The 18,221-nt window shown below is 62.4% G+C and carries 14 protein-coding genes; 8 read left to right on the forward strand and 6 right to left on the reverse strand.

The genetic code is table 11. The annotated features are described in order from the left end of the window. Positions 1-33: 33 nt before the first annotated feature. Positions 34-1,242: an AAA family ATPase gene (locus A8V01_RS18780; RefSeq protein ID WP_103097830.1), complete on the reverse strand. Its 1,209-nt coding sequence runs from the start codon at positions 1,240-1,242 to the stop codon at positions 34-36. 563 nt (positions 1,243-1,805) lie between these two features. Between A8V01_RS18780 and A8V01_RS18785 the strand changes: the two genes are divergently transcribed. Further along, positions 1,806-3,101 (forward strand): replication protein RepA, encoded by a 1,296-nt coding sequence (locus A8V01_RS18785; RefSeq protein WP_103097832.1) that lies wholly within the window; start codon positions 1,806-1,808, stop codon positions 3,099-3,101. 38 nt (positions 3,102-3,139) lie between these two features. Here A8V01_RS18785 and A8V01_RS18790 read toward each other — a convergent pair whose 3' ends face one another. Continuing rightward, positions 3,140-4,036: a LysR family transcriptional regulator gene (locus tag A8V01_RS18790; protein WP_103097834.1), complete on the reverse strand. Its 897-nt coding sequence runs from the start codon at positions 4,034-4,036 to the stop codon at positions 3,140-3,142. 306 nt (positions 4,037-4,342) lie between these two features. Between A8V01_RS18790 and A8V01_RS18795 the strand changes: the two genes are divergently transcribed. Genes A8V01_RS18795 through A8V01_RS18805 form a run of 3 tightly spaced genes read left to right on the forward strand, consistent with a single transcriptional unit; the run spans position 4,343 to position 10,194 of the window. Beyond that, the gene (locus tag A8V01_RS18795) at positions 4,343-7,546 is read left to right on the forward strand and encodes an efflux RND transporter permease subunit (protein ID WP_103097914.1); all 3,204 of its coding nucleotides are present in this window, start codon (positions 4,343-4,345) and stop codon (positions 7,544-7,546) included. Beyond that, positions 7,539-8,747, forward strand: a complete 1,209-nt coding sequence (locus tag A8V01_RS18800; RefSeq protein ID WP_103097837.1) for an efflux RND transporter periplasmic adaptor subunit — start codon at positions 7,539-7,541, stop codon at positions 8,745-8,747. The genes A8V01_RS18795 and A8V01_RS18800 overlap by 8 nt, the downstream gene beginning before the upstream one ends. Beyond that, positions 8,740-10,194, forward strand: a complete 1,455-nt coding sequence (locus tag A8V01_RS18805) for an efflux transporter outer membrane subunit (protein WP_245892721.1) — start codon at positions 8,740-8,742, stop codon at positions 10,192-10,194. The genes A8V01_RS18800 and A8V01_RS18805 overlap by 8 nt, the downstream gene beginning before the upstream one ends. 7 nt (positions 10,195-10,201) lie before the next feature. Here the strand turns inward: A8V01_RS18805 and A8V01_RS18810 are convergent, their stop codons facing one another. Further along, complete coding sequence (locus A8V01_RS18810) at positions 10,202-10,723, reverse strand: hypothetical protein (protein WP_103097916.1); 522 nt, start codon at positions 10,721-10,723, stop codon at positions 10,202-10,204. Between the two features lie 666 nt (positions 10,724-11,389). Between A8V01_RS18810 and A8V01_RS18815 the strand changes: the two genes are divergently transcribed. Beyond that, a complete protein-coding gene (locus A8V01_RS18815) occupies positions 11,390-13,747 on the forward strand; it encodes a TonB-dependent receptor (protein ID WP_103097917.1) in 2,358 nt (785 codons plus the stop codon). A 3-nt stretch (positions 13,748-13,750) separates the two neighbouring features. On the opposite strand, the gene A8V01_RS18820 is transcribed toward A8V01_RS18815, so the two are convergent. Beyond that, complete coding sequence (locus A8V01_RS18820) at positions 13,751-14,641, reverse strand: LysR family transcriptional regulator (protein ID WP_103097840.1); 891 nt, start codon at positions 14,639-14,641, stop codon at positions 13,751-13,753. Positions 14,642-14,750: 109 nt separating this feature from the next. On the opposite strand from A8V01_RS18820, the gene A8V01_RS18825 reads away from it, so the two are divergent. The 3 genes from A8V01_RS18825 to fghA are packed head-to-tail and all read left to right on the forward strand — an operon-like array spanning position 14,751 to position 17,102. Further along, a complete protein-coding gene (locus A8V01_RS18825) occupies positions 14,751-15,863 on the forward strand; it encodes an S-(hydroxymethyl)glutathione dehydrogenase/class III alcohol dehydrogenase (protein ID WP_103097842.1) in 1,113 nt (370 codons plus the stop codon). Between the two features lie 14 nt (positions 15,864-15,877). Next, positions 15,878-16,258, forward strand: coding sequence for a VOC family protein (locus A8V01_RS18830; RefSeq protein ID WP_103097843.1), 381 nt, complete (start codon positions 15,878-15,880; stop codon positions 16,256-16,258). 4 nt (positions 16,259-16,262) lie between these two features. Beyond that, positions 16,263-17,102 (forward strand): S-formylglutathione hydrolase, encoded by an 840-nt coding sequence (gene fghA, locus A8V01_RS18835; protein WP_103097844.1) that lies wholly within the window; start codon positions 16,263-16,265, stop codon positions 17,100-17,102. Positions 17,103-17,114: 12 nt separating this feature from the next. Here fghA and A8V01_RS18840 read toward each other — a convergent pair whose 3' ends face one another. Together A8V01_RS18840 and A8V01_RS18845 are read right to left on the reverse strand one after the other, a co-directional pair. Continuing rightward, complete coding sequence (locus A8V01_RS18840; RefSeq protein ID WP_103097845.1) at positions 17,115-17,795, reverse strand: RES family NAD+ phosphorylase; 681 nt, start codon at positions 17,793-17,795, stop codon at positions 17,115-17,117. A 27-nt stretch (positions 17,796-17,822) separates the two neighbouring features. Further along, positions 17,823-18,209 carry an MbcA/ParS/Xre antitoxin family protein gene (locus A8V01_RS18845; protein ID WP_103097846.1) on the reverse strand — a complete coding sequence of 129 codons (387 nt, stop codon included), beginning with the start codon at positions 18,207-18,209 and terminating at the stop codon, positions 17,823-17,825. Positions 18,210-18,221: the final 12 nt, after the last annotated feature.

Below are 18,221 nucleotides of genomic sequence, written 5' to 3' on the forward strand. Positions count from 1 at the left end.
ACGGTTTTCGCCGTGTTGCCACGTGGCAACGCCTTAATCGAACTGCCCTGCCCGGCTATCCCACGTGCGCAAAACGTCCTGCTCAATGTCATGGCAAACATCGTTGAGGAACCGCACGCAACGGTTGTGCACCTCATGCGATGTTACCGGGCGGTCCAGTTCGTAGACCGTCTTCATGCGCGAGCTGGCGTTGTCGATTTCCGCGCTGACCTTGAGCACCGATCCGATCATCGAGCCGCCGAAGACCTGCCGCATCATGCTGAGAATTTCGCGGTGCATCGACTTGCTGTCGTCTACGCGGCTCGCGACCAGTCGGATGAAATTGTACGCCGGCCGGACCCGTCCGCCCAGCTGCTCCAGCTGCCGCATCGTGGTCCGGGCCATGTCGATGAATGAAACGGTCGATGCGAAATCGATGACGCTGGGCGGCGCGGGAATGACCATCGCATTGGCTGCCTGCAGCACGGCCATGGACACCATGCCCAGAGCCGGCGGCGGATCCATGATGACGATGTCGTAGTCGTCAACGACCTCATCGATCGCCTGCGCAATGATGTCGATGATGTCGAAGCTCTGGTTCTGGGCAAGATAGCCGGCGATCTCATATTCGAGATTGTAGAGCTTGAGGTTGGCCGGGATCAGATCGAGGCCGAAGAAATGCGTCTTCCTGATGATGGAGCGCACACCCAGGAGTTCCGGGTTATGGAAATGCCCATAAAGCGTATCGTCTTCACCAAGGTCGACGTCAGGACGATACCCGAACATCATGGTCGAGCTCGCCTGGCTGTCGCAGTCGATGAACAAAACGCGGTAACCCCTGATCGCAAAGTGCTGCGCGAGGTGAAGCGCCAGGGTCGACTTGCCGACACCGCCCTTGAAATTGGACACCGATATGATGGCAGGCGTATCTCCCGGTGCGCGCCAGGGGCGCGTGCCGAAAACCGCCCGCATGTGATCGAGCTCCTCCAGCGTATACTGCACACGATGGCCCGAAGCGGTCCGGTCCCGCTCCGGCAAACGCCCATCGCGTTCCGCTTCCCGAATCGCCGATGCCGTACGCCCGACGAGTGAGGCCGCTTTGGAAATCGGGAAGGACGGCCCGACCTTATGGCCGGTCTCCGGATCGAGCGCGCCATCGCGAATGCGCTTGAGGATGGTGAGAGCCTTGCGGTGAAGCAGGCCAAGGCTATCTTCCAGCAGTTCGTCGCCGCTGGTTTCAGAAGGAGCAGGGGTCGTCGCCATAGATACCGTCTTGTGAGTTTGAGCCCCGACCCTACCCGCGTTGGAAGTTTCGAGCAACGACCCGTCCACCAGTGTTACAAAACGACCGATGATCTTCGTGCTCTTTTGCGCCGGAAACGCTTCCAGCAGTGCTGTGCGATCCTCATGCACCGATGATCTCGGTGCCGTTTACTCCGCCCCGCACATCTGCTGCCACTCCGAATCACGCAATTCCGAGCATGTGCGCAGGCTGAAACCCGCGAGGACATGCGGCACCGATGATCTCGGTGCGGCGCGATGATCTCGGTGCGAAAGAGCGATGATCTCGGAGCCGTCCAGACCGATGATCTCGGAGCCCATACCTATTACAAGAATCCCTAATCAAAATCCGATTCGCGAATCGGCTTGATTGAAAAGATGGGAAAACAGGTGTGGGCCACTTCAACGCACCGAGATCATCGGTGCTGTTGTAGGTTTCAACCACCAATTCCTGCCGAAACTGCCAACATGCTTGCCAATTGGGGTGAAACCTGTTGTCTAGGTTGCATATTCACAGCCCCTGAGTCGGGGCAGAGCAGGGTGACATGAGCGCGGATAGCAGTAAGCCAATTGGACACCAGTATGCTCTCGCCATGCTTGATGGCGGAGAGGAACGTGTTCGTTCGCTTGCCCAGATCGCAGGCTCGCAAATCACGATGGATGCGTTTCTGCGTGTCCGCGACGAAGAACCGGTTCCAGCGTTCCTGCATTCGGCGCTTTGCGCAATGTCCTTGCCGACCAAGCGCCCCAAAGACGAGACGCAACCCATTTTGCGTGAAGATGGGAAGTATGCCCTTGCGATCAATCCGCGGCCTGTGCTGCAGACCGTGGACGGCAAGCCTGTGCTACGCAGTCTCGGTGTACCTTACGGCGCCTATCCGCGTGTCGCGCTGATCTATCTGCTCTCGCAGGCAGTCACCAAGCGATCTCGCGACGTTTATCTTGGCCGCAATTTCACCGAATGGATGCGGCGGCTTGGCTATCAGACGGTGTCTTATGGTCCGCGCGGCACTGCCAATCGCATGCGAGAACAGGTTGACCGCTTGCTGGCCTGCGAATGGCAGATCCGCTGGGACGGTTCCGAGGCCGGCGATAACGCGTTCGCGGTGCGGGACGTCAAGATTTCCAATGAATACTCCGGATCGCTTGAGAAGAACGGCGCATTTGCGCGCGAAATCAGGATGTCGGAAGGGTTCTATAGCCACCTCATAGAGCATGCGGTGCCGCTTAACGAAGTGGCGATCCGCGAGCTTAAGGGCACGCCGACGGCGCTCGATCTATATACCTATCTAGCCTATCGTCTGCCGCGCATCGCTGCTGACCGCGGGCAGACCATATCTTGGGATCAGTTGGCCCGTCATCTTGGCAATGACGCCGACAGCAAGCGCTTCCGTCAGACCGTGCGCGAAACCATGCAGCTTGTGTCGGCCGTCTATCCCAACGCCAATGTCGATATGTCGGGCCGGAAGGTCGTGCTCTATCCGTCGCCGGCACCCTTGGAGCGTAAACTGGTTGGGCCGCATCTGCGGCTGTTGGGTGCGCCTGCTCCAAAAGAGGCACCGAGATCATCGGTCACCGCCAAAGTCAAAACTGACGCCGGGGCAAAGGAAACGCTGCTCGATTTCCCAAGCGGGAGCTTGAATTTCGGAACCCGCGAAGCGGCATTCCGCAAGATCGGTCTCGACAAGGGGCACCCCTGGTCGGTGGATCAGATGGCGGATGCATTCAGGGCGGGGTTTCCGGGTATTTCGCGGCAGCGCAACGAAACCGAGTGGCTTCGGGTGTGGGACGCGTTTGTGGTCAGCTACGCCAAACGACGGGCGGCGACCGAGACGGAATGACCGATGATGTCCGAGCCGTTTTGATGGCGCTGCCGGACTTATAGCCCTGCGCCCTGCGGATCGAGCAGGTTTCGGAAGTTGCAGGTAACTGGCGACGCATTGCGCAGATGGATCATTACCAACTGGCTGGAAAACGGCATTTCGATCGGCCGAAATACCAGCATGTCGACGTTGAACCGGGCGAGCGAACTGGACAAGATCGTGATCCCCAGGCCTGCTGCGGTTAATCCGACCAGAGTGCCAAAGCTATCGGCTTCCAGAGCTACGGTGGGGCGAAATCCCAGCGAATCACAATGCGAAACAAGCATTTCGTTGAAGCCTGCGCCGTTCATCGAGCCGAACAAGATCAGTTGTTCACCATCGATATCAGACAGGGTGAGGGTACGTTCCAGAGCGGCGAGGCGATGGTCGCTTCGCATCGCCACGATCATCCCTTCGTGATGCAGCGGTAGCGTCTTCATGTGCGCCGGCAAGGCTAACGCGGAAAAGGTGCGCAATATGCCGATATCCAGCGTCCCGCGTTCGACGCCATCGATCTGATCCTCGCGTGGCAATTCGTTCAGTTCCACGTTCACCTCCGGATACATTTTCCGGAAGCGGGCCAGGGCATCGACGATGTAAGGCGTGAATGGCACGGATGGCGAAAACCCAAGGCTGAGTCGTCCGACTTCCCCGAAGTGCGCCAATTTGGCGATCCGCGCGGCGCGATCTGCCTGTGCCAAAGTCTCACGCGCCTGGGGCAGAAAGTGCAGGCCGGCCTCGGTCAGCTTCACGCTGCGACTGGTGCGATCGAACAGGCGCACCTCCAGTTCATCTTCCAGTGCGCGGATTTGCTGGCTGAGCGGAGGTTGCGAGATGCCAAGGCGCTGCGCGGCATTGCCGAAGTGCAATTCCTCCGCAACGCAAACGAAATAGCGCAGATGCCGCAGTTCCACCAATAACGCTCCGATTGAGAGGTTTTCGATATCAATCGTGCGTCCATATATATTGGACAGAAAAGATCCAAGCGCGCATCGGCGATTTTGTGAGGGGATCCTCTCACGATGCGGCCGGCCAACACCGCTCCCCCAATGCCAAGGCGGGTGACCGATCCGTTTTCCTGATCGCCGGGTTCCCGTCCGGCCCTGCGTCCCGCGCGTGTTCGCGACGGGGCAGGGCGGTGCCTGGCTTACGAAGAGGATGACGTTGAAGGGGCCGTAAGGCGCGGATCGACCGTGTCTTTGCGGCGCATGGAGAAGTCGATGATCGGTATCGTCAAAGTCGCCCTGAACCGCCCGCTGACGTTCATCGTCATGGCCATCCTGATTGCTGTTGGCGGTATTTTTGCTGCGCTCAGGACGCCGGTCGACATCTTTCCCGAAATCAAGGTGCCGGTGATCGCGGTCGCCTGGCAATACACGGGCTTGCCCCCGCAGGACGTGGGCGATCGCATGGTCACGCCTTACGAGCGTGTGCTGACCACTACGGTCAACGATATTGAACATATCGAAAGCCAGTCCTACCAGGGCATCGGCATCGTAAAGATCTACTTCCAGCCGGGCGTGGATATTCGCACGGCGACGGCGCAGGTTACCTCGGTTTCGCAGACGATCCTCAAGCAGCTTCCTCCAGGCGCGACGCCTCCGCTGATCATCAACTATTCGGCTTCCACCGTGCCGATCCTGCAGCTTGCGCTGTCGGGCAAGGGCCTGTCGGAGCAGCAGCTATTCGACCTTGGCCAGAATCAGATCCGTCCGCGCCTTGTGACCGTTCCCGGCCTTGCCATGCCGTTTCCTTCCGGGGGCAAGCAGCGCCAGGTGCAGATCGACCTTGATCCACAGGCGCTGCAGGCGAGGGGCCTTTCGGCGCAGGACGTTGGCAACGCCATCGCCGCGCAGAACCAGATCAATCCGGCCGGCTTCGTGAAGATCGGGGCGACCCAGTACAGCGTGCGCCTCAACAACTCGCCCAGCACGATAGACGCGCTCAACGACATTCCGGTGAAGGTCGTCAACGGCGCGACCATCTATATGCGTGACGTGGCTTTCGTGCGCGATGGCAGCGCGCAGCAGCAGAACGTCGTGCATGTCGATGGCAGCCGTTCCGCGCTGCTGACGGTGCTCAAGAACGGCGCGGCATCGACGCTGGCTATCGTCAACGGCGTCAAGGAGAACCTGCCGGCGATCCAGCAGACCTTGCCCGATACGCTGAAAGTTCTGACGGTTGGCGACCAGTCGCTGTTCGTGAAGGCTGCGGTCAGCGGCGTCATCCATGAAGGCGCGATCGCGGCTGCACTGACGTCGCTGATGATCCTGCTGTTCCTTGGTTCCTGGCGCTCCACCGTGATCATTGCGCTGTCGATCCCGCTGGCAGTGCTGGCGGCGATCATGGCGCTGGCGGTGTTCGGCCAGACGCTCAACGTCATGACGCTGGGCGGCCTGGCGCTGGCGGTCGGTATCCTCGTCGACGACGCGACCGTGACGATCGAGAACATCAACTGGCATCTGGAGCAGGGCAAGGGGGTGGTCGAATCCATCCTTGATGGCGCGGCGCAGATCGTGACGCCGGCTTTCGTGTCGCTGCTGTGCATCTGTATCGTCTTCGTGCCGATGTTCTTCCTGCCGGGTGTCGCGGGCTACCTCTTCGTGCCGATGGCGCTGTCGGTGGTCTTTGCAATGATCGCATCGTTCATTCTGTCGCGCACGCTGGTGCCGACCATGGCGATGTACCTGCTCAAGCCGCATACCCCCCACGGCGAAAATCATCACAACGCAGGCGAGCCAGGATCGCGCAATGTCTTCGTGCGCTTGCAGCGCGGCTTCGAGGCGCGGTTCGAAAAGGTGAGGGCGGTCTACATAAGCCTGCTGCGCCGCGCACTGGGTTCGAGCAAGCCGTTCATGATCGGCTTCCTGGCGATCGTGCTGATTTCCTTCGGCCTGCTGCCGTTCCTGGGCAGCAACTTCTTCCCGGCCGTGGACTCCGGCCAGATCGCCATGCACGTGCGCCTGCCGTCCGGTACGCGCATCGAGACTTCTGCGGCGCAGTTCGAGAAGGTAACGCAGGAAATCCGCCGGATCATTCCGGCTGACCAGATCGGTACGATCACCGACAACATCGGCCTGCCGGTCAGCTCCATCAACACGATCTATTCCAACAGCGGCACCATCGGTCCGCAGGACGGCGACGTGCTTGTCAGCCTGACCGAAGGGCATGAGCCCACCGAACACTTCGTCGACAAGCTGCGCGCGGAACTGCCCCGCCGCTTCCCCGGCGTTACCTTCGCGTTCCTGCCGGCCGACATCACCAGCCAGATTCTGAACTTTGGCTCGCCTTCGCCGATCGATGTCCAGATCGGCGGCAAGGATCAGGACGCGGCGCGTGTCTATGCGCACAAACTGATGACCAGACTGGCGCGTATCCCCGGCATCGCCGACATGCGCCTGCAGCAGCCCGCGCGCTCTCCGCAGCTTGACGTCGAGGTCGACCGCGCGCGTATCGGCCAGTACGGCCTGAGCGAGCGTGACGTAACGACCAGCCTTGCCAATTCGCTGGCGGGCACGGCACAGACCGCGCCGGTGTTCTTCGTGAACCCCGAAAATGGCGTGTCCTACCCGGTCGTGGCGCAGGCGCCGGAATATCAGGTCGGTTCGATGAATGCGCTGTCGGATATCCCGATCTCTGGTTCCGCGGGCATCCCGACGCAGCCGCTGGGCGCGCTCGCCTCGCTCTCGCGGTCAAGCACCACGCCGATCGTATCGCACTACAACATCCAGCCGGTGATCGACATTTACGCAACGACCCAGGGGCGTGACCTTGGCGGCGTGGCGGCAGAAGTGCAGTCCGCGATCGATTCGCTGGCCAAGGAACAGCCAAAGGGCACGACGGTAACGATCCGCGGCCAGTACCAGACCATGAACACGGCGTTCTCCGGCCTTGGCTTCGGCCTGCTGGGCGCGATCTTCCTGATCTACCTGCTGATTGTCGTGAACTTCCAGAGCTGGGTCGATCCCTTCGTCATCATCACGGCGCTGCCCGCCGCGCTTGCCGGTATCGTGTGGATGCTGTTCGCGACGGGCACCACGCTTTCGGTGCCGGCCCTGACCGGCGCGATCATGTGCATGGGCGTGGCGACGGCGAACTCGATCCTTGTCGTCAGCTTCGCGCGTGAAAAGCTTGCCGAACTTGGCGATTCCACCAAGGCGGCAGTCGAGGCGGGCCTTGTCCGCTTCCGCCCCGTTTTGATGACCGCGCTGGCGATGATCATCGGCATGGCGCCGATGGCGCTCGGTCTGGGTGAGGGCGGAGAGCAGAACGCGCCGCTTGGCCGGGCCGTGATCGGCGGCCTGATCTGCGCTACTATCGCCACACTCTTCTTCGTCCCTACCGTGTTCAGCTTTGTCCACCGCCGCCGCACCCATGGCGACGAGCCGACCCGTTCGATGGAAATGCAGCCCAGCCATGCTTGACCCCGAAACCACCGAAACCGTCGCCGGATCTGAGTCCGGCCCCTCCAGCGGCACGCTCAAGAAGGTCGGCATCGGCGCGGCGGTCGTCGCGTTGGCCGTCGTGGCTTTCGGCGTCGCCAGCCGGATCAGCGCCACCAACGACCTGGAGGCCGTGGCGGCCGATGCGGCAGTTCCCACCGTCAGCATTGTCACCCCGGCGAAGGCAGAAGGCGGCGACGGGCTGGTGCTTCCCGGCAATATCCAGGCCTACAACAGCGCAGCGATCAATGCGCGGACCAACGGGTATGTGCGCCGTTGGCTTGCGGATATCGGCGATCACGTAAAGGCCGGGCAGACGCTCGCCATCCTTGACGCCCCCGAGATCGACCAGCAGCTGGCGCAGGCCAAGGCCGATTACCAGACCGCGCTGGCCAACCAGCGTCTTGCGGCGACGACGTCCAGGCGCTGGCAGTCGATGCTCGCGCAGGATGCCGTGTCGCAGCAGGAAGCCGATGAGAAGGCGGGCGACCTTGCCGCCAAGACGGCGCTGGCCAATGCCGCCCTCGCCAGCGTTCGCGAACTCAATGCCAAGCACGGCTTCACTCAGCTGGCGGCGCCGTTCAGTGGCGTGGTCACCAGCCGTTCGGCGCAGATCGGCGCGTTGGTGGTGGCGGGGAACGCTGCATCGCAGCCGCTCTTCACCGTCTCCGACGTCCATCGCATGCGTATCTACGTGCGCGTGCCGCAGGTCTATTCCTCGCAGATTCACGCCGGGATGAAGGCCAGCCTCAGCCTGCCTGAATTCGCGGGCCGGGAATTCGAGGCGTCCCTGACGCGCAGTGCCAACTCTGTCGATACACAGTCGGGGGCGATGCTTGTTGAGCTTCAGGCGGATAACTCCGACGGTGCGCTCAAGCCCGGTGCCTTTGCGCATGTGCGCTTCGCGATCGATGGCGCGGGCAATGGCCTGCGTCTGCCGGGCAGCACGATACTTGCCGCAGAAGATGGACCCAGCGTGGCGATCGTCGGCAATGATGGCAAGGTTACTCTGCGCCGCGTCACGATCGCGCGGGACGAGGGCAAGACCGTGCTGGTGTCGGTAGGTCTGAAGCCGGGTGACAAGGTGATCGACTCTCCGCCGGACTCGATCCGTACCGGCGACACCGTGCGGATCGCAGCTCCTGACGGCAAGGGTGCAAAGGGAGCCGGCGGCAATGGCTGATCGCGTGGCCTTCAGGGGAAGGGTCACGCTGGCCCGAACGCTGTCGCTGCCGATTGCTCTCTCGCTGGGGGCTTGTTCGATGGCGCCGGATTATCAGCCGCCGCAGACCGCCGCGCCCGCGCAGTTCAAGGAAATTGCTGGCTGGACAATGGCGGCACCGCGCGATGGCGAGGGCAGTGGGGCGTGGTGGAACGCCTATGCCGACCCCACGCTCGCTGATCTGGAATCCCGCGCAGCCAAGGCCAGCCCGACGCTGGCTGCAGCGCTGGCGCGCTATGACGCCGCTCGCGCTGCAGCGCGGGTAGAGCGATCTGACCTTTTCCCGCAGGTCGGGGTAAGCGGCCAGGCATCGCGTGAACGGCTGTCCGAAAATCGACCGCTCAGCACCGGCACTGCGCGCGAGTACAGCGACTATACCGTTGGCGGATCGATCGATTACGAACTCGATCTTTGGGGTCGTATTCGCAATCAGGTGAAAGCTGCGGGCGCTGAATCGGATGCCAGCCGCGCCGATCTCGCCTCTGCGCAGTTGAGCCTGCAGGCCGCGGTTGCCGATGCCTACTTCCGCTTGCGCGGACTTGATGCGCAGGCACAGGTGCTGGACCAGTCGGTGGAAGCGTTTGCGCGCGCCTATGACCTCACGTCAAAGCGGCATGATGGCGGCGTCGCTTCGGGCATCGACGTCAATCGCGCCCGCACGGTGCTTGGCAACGCCCGCGCGCAAGTTGCGACGATCGCCAACCAGCGCGCCGCAACCGAGCATGAGATCGCAGCGCTGGTCGGAGAAGTGGCTTCCGGGTTCACGCTGCCGGTCGCGGTCGATGATTTCGCGCCGCCCGCGCCACCCGCTGCGACGCCTTCCGATCTCCTGCAGCGGCGGCCGGACATCGCCGCTGCGGAGAGGCGCGTGTTTGCGGCCAATGCCCGGATCGGCGTTGCGAAAGCGGCCTTCTTCCCGTCTTTGACGCTCGGTGCGGCGGGAGGTTGGGAGACGACCAACGGGCAGCTGCTGACGACGCCGAACACGTTCTGGTCGCTGGGGCCGCTCACCAGTCTGCTGACGATCTTCGACGGTGGCCGCCGTTCGGCTCAGGTGAAGATCTCGCGCGCCGAGTACGAGGAAGTCGCCGCCAATTATCGGGAAACCGTGCTCACCGCTTTCCGGCAGGTCGAGGATGCGGTGGCGGCGATGCATCACTTGTCGTCTGCAGCCGTGGCGCAGAAAGAGGCTTCCGATGCCGCGCAGCGCACGCGCGACATTGCAATGTCGCGCTATCGCGATGGCGCTGCAGGCTACCTCGATGTGGTGACGGCGCAGACTGATGCGCTTGATGCGCAGCGGGCCTATATCTCGGTGCAAACCCAGCGGATGCAGGCAAGCGTGGCCTTCGTGAAGGCGCTTGGCGGTGGGGCCGAGGCCCCGTTGGCGGTGTCGGCGGGAGACTGAGTCCGGCTCAGTTCAGCCGCAGCTCTCCCTGGGCTCTGGACGGGGGCGCGTAGTTCGAGCGCCCCATCAGGCAACGGGCTCCGCCGACCAGCGTGTAAACCGCATGACGGCCAGCGCCCCGGTTGTGGTGATCGATGCGAAAGCCCTGATAGTGGCGCCGGATCAGTCCAGCCTGCACCAGTTCCGACACTGCGCGGCTGAGGTTCGTCTTGCCGGATTTGCGGACGCGTTCGTGCAGCTCAGCGGTGATGGCTGCCGCCGCGGCTTCGGGTTCAGATGGAGCCTTGCCCGATGCGAGCAATTCCGTGCGCACCTTTTCCGCAAGCATCAAGCGCTTGGGATCGCGCGCGCCCATGGGAGCCAGCGCGTCGCAAAGCCAGTCACGCAACAACGTCGTGCGCCCGTCGCGCTGGATGAAGGGGCCCGCGCTGCCGTCCGGCCGTGCGATCTCGGCGATCAGGCTAAGTACCATGAAGGCATAGCGCGGCCGCGAACTTGCCTGTGCCACGCGGTCCAGAAGATCCGCCATTTCGCTGGCCTGTCCGCGATGCGGAGGGAAGGGCGTGTGAAGGAACATAGCGTGGGAAAATAGAGCACATAAACGGAATCCTGAGAATCCCTTTTGCCGGCCGGGTTTTCGCTTTGTCAGTGATGACACTTTACCGAAGGGCAAAGTGTCACGGATGAGCCTTTGCAGGAGCGATCGCTTCAAGGCGATTCGGCCGCGCAAGTAATGGCGCAGACCAATTCCCGCCTTGCCCCGTGTCACTCAGAAGAAACGAATACTGGTCGGACCAATGCCGGATGCTCAAGTGCCGACGATGGCTCCGCATGCCTGCGGGCACCGGCAATTATGGCGGAATACTTTGGAAAAGTGTCATTCGCCGCACTTAACCTCGCCGTTCCGCAGGCCTGTGGGACAAATCGCTGTGGCGAATGGTGCCGCAGGCTTCATCGCGGGGAAGATGTTGGCGCTGCCTGCTTCAATACCCGTCAGCCCGCCCGTATGGTCCGCAGGCCGATAGCGGGATGGAACGTCTCGCGATTGGACGGACAGATTCCCCGGTCCAAAGGGGATCGCCGCAAGTGCCCCGCCGCAAAGGACGGGGATATCGCCAGTCGATTTTCGCGCCTTGCGGCCCTCGCCGTTGGACGTTTCGGCCGGAACGGTAAGACCAATGATGGGGATGATGTGATGAGGCTGCTTTCGTCTGTACTGCTGTGTTCCGCCAGTCTGGCTGGTCTTTCGGCGCCGGCTTTCGCGCAGGACGCGGACACTTCCGCCGACGAAGCGGTTTCCGGCAACGTCATCATCGTGCAGGCGCGTCGCCGCGATGAGGCGGTGCAGGACGTTCCGGCGGTGATCGATACGGTCACGGCGGACGATGTGGCCAAGCTCAACATCCGTGACTTCAAGGAAGTATCCACGCTGGTCCCCGGCCTTCAACTGACCACCGAGGCGAACGGCGTCGGCGGCGGCGGCCGCCTGCGCGGCGTGAACTTCGACGTATCCGCCAGCGGGACCAACCCGACGGTTGAATTCTACTTCAACGATGCTCCGATCACGGCGGGCGTGATCCTGCAGCAGATGTACGATATCGGCCAGATCGAAGTGCAGCGTGGCCCGCAGGGTACTTTGCGTGGCCGTGCTGCGCCGTCCGGTTCGATCACGATCGGCGCAAAGAAGCCCGATCTCTATTCGGTGGGCGGCTTCACCGACATGACCGCCAACGATATCGGCACGATCAACTTCAAGGGCGGCTTCAACCTTCCCATCATCGAAGGCATCGCCGCTATCCGCGTTGCCGGCGTATGGGATGAGAACGAGGCAGATCGGGTGCGCCCCATCACTTCGGGCCGCGATCCTTTCTCACGCACCAAGAGCGCACGCATTTCCGCGCTGATCCAGCCGACCGACTGGCTCAAGCTTGAAGGCATGTACCAGAAGATGGACCGCAAGGCCCGGCTGTATGACCAGGTGGCGTCGTTCAGCGAGGTGAACCCCGACGCGGTTGAGAGCCCGGTCTACATCGACAGTTCCGATCGTCGTTCGATCATGGAAGATCCGCGGCCGATCCATCAGGTCTATGATATCTACAACTGGCGTGCAGAGGCTTCGGGCTTCGGGCAGGTGCTGATCTATCAAGGGCAGCACTATACCCAGAAGATCACTGGCGTCGAAAATTCGGACGAAGCCAATTTCTTCCCCGGCACCACTGTGCAGGACACCTATTCGTCGCCGAAGGCGACGTCGCACGAACTGCGACTGCAGAATGATGCGCGCATCGCCGGCATCTTCGACTATGTCGTCGGCTTCTTCGACTACAAGAACGACAACCCGACTTCGCTCAACCGGCCGACCATTCTCGGCTTCCCGAACGGCACGATCTACGATCTGGTCAACACTCCCATCCGTCGCACCAACAACAGCCATGAACAATCGTTCTTCGGCAACCTGACCGCGCATCTGGGGGAAGGGACCGAAATCTCGGGCGGCGTGCGCCACATCTCCTACACTTCGCTTAGCGGTCTGTACGTCAACAACGCCGAAACCAATACCGTTGGGCAGGACTCCAAGAAGTGGATCTACTCGGCCTCGGTGAAGCACAATTTCTCGCCGGACTTCATGGTCTATGCCAGCACCGGCAGTTCATGGCGCCCCGGCATCAACGTGGTCGGCGATTTCAGCCAGCGCATGTCGGAACTGGAGGAAAGCTTCGTCAACCTGCCTCCGGAAAGTTCAAAGTCCTATGAACTGGGCTTCAAGAGCACGCTGATGGGCGGACGCATGCGCTTCAACGCCACCGCCTATCATCAGAAGTTCAAGAACTATCCCTATCGTACCGGTGGCCGCGGGGTCTACTTCGTCGACTACACCAATCTGAACAACCCGGTAGTCACGCAGTTCAACTTCGTCGGCGCGGTCCCGGTAGAGGTGAACGGCATCGAGGGCGACCTGTCGATCGACGTGATGCGCGGCTGGAATCTCGGCCTCGTTGCCAGCTATTCGATGGGCAAGATCAAGGGGGGCGTCATTCCCTGTACCGATCTGAACGGTGATGGCGTACCTGACACCGTGACTTCCGCCCCTTCGCTGGATGACCTTCGCGACGCGGTCGGCAGCGACAATATCGCCGCCTGCCAGGTCAACCAGCGCTCGGGCTTCCAGTCGCCGTTCAGCGCGACACTGACCAGCGAGTACAGCTTTGCCGTCAGTGACCACGTCGATGCTTATGTGCGCGGGCTGTTCAACTTCTTCGGCAATTCGCGCGTAGACCCGGTGAACATCTACGATAACGTCGGCTCTTACGGCCTCGTCAATGCCTTCACGGGTATCCGTGATGCCAAGGGGGCGTGGGAAGTCTCGCTCTTTGCCAAGAACCTGTTCGACACCACCAAGACGCTGACCCGGACCGACCCGTTGTTCACGTCCTATCGCAACGTCCAGGCGGGCGGCGCGGCGACGACATTCACCAGCACGTATACTGGTGTGACGACGACCGCTCCGCGCGAATTCGGCATCAACGTGCGCTACGCCTTCGGCAGTCGCTGACGGTCAGGTTGTCGTTGCTTGCCCGGTCAGGAGGCCGGGCAGGCGACGGCGCAGCAATGCCACGAACAGGCTGACCTTTGGGGACAGGTGCTTGAGGCGCGGGTATACCGCCCAGATCGGCTCGTCGTCCGGGCATTCCCCGGCCAGAATTTCCTCAAGCCGGCCATCGGCGATTGCTGCGGCCGTGTAGAAGGCGGGAAGCTGGCACACGCCCATGCCCTCCAGCGCGGCTTCCAGCACCATCGTGCCGTTGTTGCAGCGCCAGCGTCCTTCGGGGCGGAAAGTCTCGCCGCGCTGGAAGTGCCAGAGCGAGGCTGAGCCGACGAGGCAATCATGTTCCTTCAGATCGGCAGTCCGCTGCGGGCGGCCACGCTCTGCCAGGTAGGCAGGGGCAGCAACCGTAACCATCGCCCGCGAAGCGACGCGCGTGGCGACGAGCCGTGAATCTTCAAGATGCCCGGTGCGGATGGCGATATCGTAGCCGTCGCGGATCAGGTCTACGACGTCGTTATCGAGGTCGCACGCGATCGCGAGTTCGGGATATTCATGCGCATATTCACGAAGCACCGGGCCGATGAACCGTTCTCCCAGCGTGTAGGAACAGGTGATCCGCAGGTTTCCGCGCGGAGAACCCTGTGCCGCCACGGCCGCGATCGCGTCCTCGCGTTCGGAGATCAGGCGGCTGCCGGTCTCGTAGAAGATGCGGCCCGCTTCGGTCAGGCCCAGCGACCGGGTGGTGCGATGGAACAACTGGCTGCCCAGCTTCGCCTCAAGCCTGCTTACAGCGCGACTCATATGAGTCACAGAGGCACCGAAGCTGCGGGCACCGGCCGTAAAGCTGCCTTCCCGCGCGACCGTGACGAATTCCTCGATACCGTCCCATGCTCCAAGCATGATTTTCACTCACTAGTTATAATGCTTTGCCTAACAAGCCCATTCACGACAATCCTGCAAGGCGCTACAACCGCCGCCAACAGTCCATGGATATAGTGAGACACCCCGCATGAAGACCCGCGCCGCCGTAGCCTTCGACGCGAAGAAGCCGCTCGAAATCGTCGAAGTCGACCTTGAAGGTCCGAAGGAAGGCGAAGTCCTTGTCGAAATCATGGCAACCGGAATCTGCCACACGGACGCCTACACGCTGGACGGTTTCGACAGCGAGGGTATCTTCCCCTCGATCCTCGGCCATGAAGGCGCAGGCATCGTGCGCGCGGTGGGGCCGGGCGTCACCAGCGTGAAGCAGGACGATCACGTCATCCCGCTCTACACCCCCGAATGCCGCCAGTGCAAATCGTGCCTCAGCGGCAAGACCAACCTGTGCACCGCGATCCGCGCGACGCAGGGGCGGGGCCTGATGCCGGACGGCACCAGCCGTTTCAGCTACAAGGGGCAGCAGATCTTCCACTACATGGGCTGTTCGACGTTCTCGAACTTCACCGTGCTGCCCGAAATCGCGGTTGCCAAGATCCGCGAGGACGCGCCGTTCCAGTCGTCGTGCTACATTGGCTGCGGCGTCACGACGGGTGTCGGCGCGGTGATCAACACGGCAAAGGTGCAGGTCGGCGATAATGTCGTGGTGTTCGGCCTTGGCGGCATCGGCCTCAACGTGCTGCAGGGCGCGCGACTGGCGGGCGCCAACAAGATCATCGGCGTCGATATCAACCCCGACCGCGAAGAGTGGGGCCGCCGCTTCGGCATGACCGACTTCCTCAACACCAGGGGCATGAGCCGTGAAGATATCGTGGCGAAGATCGTCCTCATGACCGATGGCGGCGCGGACTACACCTTCGATGCCACGGGCAACACCGAAGTGATGCGCACCGCGCTTGAAGCCTGCCATCGCGGCTGGGGCACCAGCATCGTCATCGGCGTGGCCGAGGCGGGCAAGGAGATCGCGACGCGTCCGTTCCAGCTGGTCACCGGCCGCAACTGGCGCGGCACTGCGTTCGGCGGCGCCAAGGGGCGGACCGACGTGCCCAAGATTGTGGACATGTACATGGCCGGCAAGATCGAGATCGATCCGATGATAACCCACGTCATGGGCCTTGAAGAGATCAACAAGGGCTTTGAACTGATGCACGCGGGCGAATCGATCCGTTCGGTCGTGGTCTTCTGAAGAAGGAAATTTCGATGTTCACGCATATCATGGTCGGCGCCAACGACGTGCCGGCCGCCAAGACCTTCTATGACGCGGTGCTTGGCGCGCTTGGCCATTCCGAAGGCGGACTTTTCGGTGAAGGCCGCGGCGTCGGCTATCCCACCGAGGGCGGTTTCTTTGCCGCAGTGACCCCGCGTGACGGCAACGCGGCGTGCTTCGCCAACGGCGGCACGATCGGCTTTGCCGCATCCGGCCCCGAGGTAGTCGATGCCGCGCATGCTGCGGGCCTTGCTGCCGGCGGTACGTGCGAGGGCGCACCCGGCCCGCGTGAGATGTTCCCCGGCGCCTACGGCGCGTACCTGCGCGATCCCACCGGCAACAAGATCTGCCTCTGGCAGGCACCGAAGGCCTGATGCGATGAGCCTGGAGACGGTTTCGGCCAACCGCAGTCACGGCGGCACGCAGGGCGTCTATCGCCACCCCAGTGCTGAAACGGGAACGGAGATGACCTTCTCCGTCTTCGTGCCCGACCATGCGCCGGGCGCGCGGCTGCCGGTGCTATGGTATCTCTCCGGGCTCACCTGCACCCATGCGAACGTCATGGAAAAGGGGGAGTTTCGCGCAGCATGCGCGCAGCATGGCGTGATCTTCATCGCCCCTGACACCAGCCCGCGCGGTGATGATGTGCCCGACCATGACGGGTACGATTTCGGCAAGGGTGCGGGGTTCTATGTCGATGCCACGCGTGAGCCCTGGGCGCAGCATTTCCGCATGCGCGCCTACATCGAAACCGAACTGCCGGCGCTTGTGGCGCAGCACTTCCCCGTCGACATGGCGCGGCAGGGGATTACCGGGCACTCGATGGGGGGGCATGGTGCGCTGACGACCGCGCTGCGCAATCCGGATCGTTTTCGCTCGGTCAGTGCGTTCTCTCCGATCGTATCGCCGCTGCATTGTCCCTGGGGTGAAAAGGCGCTGGGCGGCTATCTGGGCGACGATCGCGGCAGCTGGCGGGAATATGATGCCTGCGCCCTGATCGAAGATGGGGCGCGTGTGCCCGATCTGCTGGTCGATCAGGGGACCGCGGATGGCTTCCTGGAAGAGCAGTTGCGCACGCCGCTGCTTGCCGCAGCGTGCAAGAAGGCAGGCCAGCCGGCGACGATCCGCATGCAGGAAGGCTACGATCATTCGTACTACTTCATCTCCACCTTCATGGCGGAGCATGTGGGCTGGCATGCGCAGCGGCTGAATGCCTGACCAGCGCGGCCTTCAGCCGAAGGCGCGCTTTTCGTAGACGGTGGCGATCGTGCTGCCGTCCCAGACGTAGCACAGGTGCCGTTCCTGACGGCAGTTGGAGAGCAGGCGCGGCCGGAACACCGCCGCGCATTCTCCGCCATCGTGCCTGACGCTGGCATAGACGATGCCGTCCGAGCCTTCCGCCCGCAGCGCCACGGCGAAGGCTTGCGATGCGCCGTATTGATCGGGGTGGTAGACCGCCGCCTTGTCTTCGCGGCGGTCGCGAATGTCATGCATCTGCGCGTCCAGATCGACCGCATAAACCCGCATGTCCAGTTCCTGCGCTGGCTCTGCAGTGAAGGCCATGAACCGCGCGCGGTGATAGCAGGTTTCGGCCACGGCCGTATCGACCGAGCGGGCGGCATAGAAGACGCCGAAAGACCCATCCGTGAACCTGTCCCCCCTGGGATTGAGGTGCGTGAAGGCGGCCATGATGGGCGTCGATCCGGGGCCGGACACGCGATCCTGCGGCGGCACCAGCGCGAGTTGGCCGGTCTCTTCACGCAAGCGGTCGTTCGTCAGCGCTTCCAGCGCGAACATGGCGTCAAGGTCCGCCGGATCTGCGACTTTATCGAACACCGAGATCGGAGGGAATCTGCTGGGGACGATGCGATAGCACGGCGTCCAGCGCAATGCAGTGATGGTGACGTCCATGGGCGTTTGTGTCGTCTGGCCGGTCAGTCAGCCGCGCTGCGCGTCGATGTATTGACGCACTACATACAGGTCCGCGACGTTGCCTGATGCCATTCGGTCCAGCGCCGAACGGCCATTAAACAATGGTGCGGCATTGGGCTTGCGCACCCAGTCGTCGGCCGTCTGCGGCAGCAGGATCTGCAGCCCCTTGTAGATGCCTAGAACGTAGGAAATCCGCTCCAGCGCATCCTTGGGGATGGCCGAGACGGCGCCGCGCTTCCAGGACTGGAATGTCGAACGACTGTCAAGGCCGAGCAGGCGCATCTGTTCGTTCTCCTTGAGCCCCCATGCATCGGAAATGCGAAAGAAGGTACGCAAGGCGGGGCCGGTGAGATCCTTCCGGCTGGGTTCGCGAGACTGGACAGCGGTAGCCATGCATTCAATATG

This window comes from Novosphingobium guangzhouense (genome assembly GCF_002896965.1).
Taxonomy (GTDB): domain Bacteria; phylum Pseudomonadota; class Alphaproteobacteria; order Sphingomonadales; family Sphingomonadaceae; genus Novosphingobium; species Novosphingobium guangzhouense.

Coding starts and splice junctions, on each gene's coding strand:
- A8V01_RS18780 (WP_103097830.1), bottom strand. CDS start 1,242: ATGGCGACGACCCCTGCTCCTTCTGAAACCAGCGGCGACGAACTGCTG.
- A8V01_RS18785 (WP_103097832.1), top strand. CDS start 1,806: ATGAGCGCGGATAGCAGTAAGCCAATTGGACACCAGTATGCTCTCGCC.
- A8V01_RS18795 (WP_103097914.1), top strand. CDS start 4,343: ATGATCGGTATCGTCAAAGTCGCCCTGAACCGCCCGCTGACGTTCATC.
- A8V01_RS18800 (WP_103097837.1), top strand. CDS start 7,539: ATGCTTGACCCCGAAACCACCGAAACCGTCGCCGGATCTGAGTCCGGC.
- A8V01_RS18805 (WP_245892721.1), top strand. CDS start 8,740: ATGGCTGATCGCGTGGCCTTCAGGGGAAGGGTCACGCTGGCCCGAACG.
- A8V01_RS18810 (WP_103097916.1), bottom strand. CDS start 10,723: ATGGCGGATCTTCTGGACCGCGTGGCACAGGCAAGTTCGCGGCCGCGC.
- A8V01_RS18815 (WP_103097917.1), top strand. CDS start 11,390: ATGAGGCTGCTTTCGTCTGTACTGCTGTGTTCCGCCAGTCTGGCTGGT.
- A8V01_RS18820 (WP_103097840.1), bottom strand. CDS start 14,641: ATGCTTGGAGCATGGGACGGTATCGAGGAATTCGTCACGGTCGCGCGG.
- A8V01_RS18825 (WP_103097842.1), top strand. CDS start 14,751: ATGAAGACCCGCGCCGCCGTAGCCTTCGACGCGAAGAAGCCGCTCGAA.
- A8V01_RS18830 (WP_103097843.1), top strand. CDS start 15,878: ATGTTCACGCATATCATGGTCGGCGCCAACGACGTGCCGGCCGCCAAG.
- fghA (WP_103097844.1), top strand. CDS start 16,263: ATGAGCCTGGAGACGGTTTCGGCCAACCGCAGTCACGGCGGCACGCAG.
- A8V01_RS18840 (WP_103097845.1), bottom strand. CDS start 17,795: ATGGACGTCACCATCACTGCATTGCGCTGGACGCCGTGCTATCGCATC.
- A8V01_RS18845 (WP_103097846.1), bottom strand. CDS start 18,209: ATGGCTACCGCTGTCCAGTCTCGCGAACCCAGCCGGAAGGATCTCACC.